The organism is Novosphingobium sp. 18050 (assembly GCF_902706195.1).
Lineage (GTDB): Bacteria > Pseudomonadota > Alphaproteobacteria > Sphingomonadales > Sphingomonadaceae > Novosphingobium.
Map to the genome: position 1 here is coordinate 1 of NZ_CACSJO010000070.1, position 1,553 is coordinate 1,553.

Here is a 1,553-nt window from a genome sequence, read left to right on the forward strand (position 1 = left end):
GGGCAGGGCAGGGGAGATAGGGGGCATCGCTGTCCCCTAGCATGACGTGCGCATCTTGACCCACTGCAGAATAATGATACACTAAGGATCATAAAATAGGGGAGAGAACGCGTGTCCTACGAAAAGGCCGATTGGTATACGGACGTCGCTCTGGTCGACGATCCCCATGCCTATTTCGATTATCTGCGCGCGCAGGGACCGGTGGTACGGTTGCCCTATCGCAACGCGGTTGCCGTTGTCGGATATGAGGAAACCATTCAGCTGGTGCTCGATACCGAGCACTTTTCCGAGATCAACGCCGTCACCGGCGGGCTGGTCCAGTTGCCCTTTACTCCCGAAGGGGACGACATTTCCGATGAGCTGGAAAGCCACCGCAAGGAGATTGCTTTCGGGGACCAGATCGTCGCGGAGCATGGCAATCGCCATGCGGATCTGCGTTCAGTCCTTTCGCGCCTGTTCACGCCCAGCCGGCTGAAACAGCTGCAGCCGCAACTGGCCGCGACCGCGGAGGGCCTGATCGACGAGTTTCACGCGAGTGGCCGGGTGGATATCGTGCGCCAATACGGCGGGCCTTACGGTGCGCTCGTGATCTCTGACCTGCTGGGGCTGTCGCAGGCTACTCGCGCGAAGTTCCGCGATCTGCTGGAAGGGGCGCTTCCAGTGCCGATGGACGCCAGCCCCGAAGACATGATGAAGAACCCGCTGGTTCCCGTCGGCAAGGACCTGTTCAAACTGATCGCGCGCCGCCGGCTTGCCAATCACGCACTGATGCGCCCTTTGCGGGCGCTGCTGGCGCAGGAGGATATTCTCAACGACCTGGCGCGGGCGACTTATCCCGACGGTTCGAAACCCTCACTCGTCGATGTGACGACGCTGGCCGCATTCCTCTTCGGCGCCGGGCAGGACACGACCAACCGGCTGCTCGCCAACGGCTTTCGGCTGATCGCGACGAGGCCGGACATCCAGGCCGAACTGCGCGCCGACCCCAAGCGTATTGCCGATTTCATCGAGGAATTGCTGCGCATCGACGGGTCTGTGAAAAGCGGCGGGCGGATCTGCCAGAAAAGCACCAGTCTGGGCGGCGTCGAGATCAAGGCCGGTACTCCGGTGCTCATGAGCTACATGGCCGCCAACCGCGATCCCGCGCGTTTCCCCGATCCGGCCACTTTCGACATGGACCGGCCGCGCATCAAGGAGCATCTGGCCTTTGGGCGCGGGGCGCATACCTGCATCGGTGCGCCGCTTGCCCGGCGGGAGGTTGCCGTCAGTATTGAGCGGCTGCTGGCGCGCATGGGCAACATCCGCCTGTCCGAGGCGCATCATGGACCCGCCAGTGCGCCTGTGTTCGCATATGAGCCGACTTACGTGCTGCGGGCCCTCAAGTCGCTGCATTTGGAATTCGACCCGCTCTGAGGAGAGGAGGCTGCCCACCTCCGGCCCCGCCCACCTGCGGAGGGGGAGCGAGTTTGCCGATACGCCGGCGAGGGGTAGTCGCAGCGGGGTGGGCATTCGCACATGCCTCCCCCTTGCACCCCCCGCGCATCGCTCTAGTC

1 protein-coding gene is annotated in these 1,553 nt (G+C 63.4%); it reads left to right on the plus strand.

All coding sequences use genetic code 11. The features are described 5' to 3' along the window. Nucleotides 1–111 precede the first annotated feature (111 nt). The gene (locus GVL61_RS24390) at nt 112–1,413 is read left to right on the plus strand and encodes a cytochrome P450 (protein WP_159983864.1); all 1,302 of its coding nucleotides are present in this window, start codon (nt 112–114) and stop codon (nt 1,411–1,413) included. Nucleotides 1,414–1,553 lie beyond the last annotated feature (140 nt).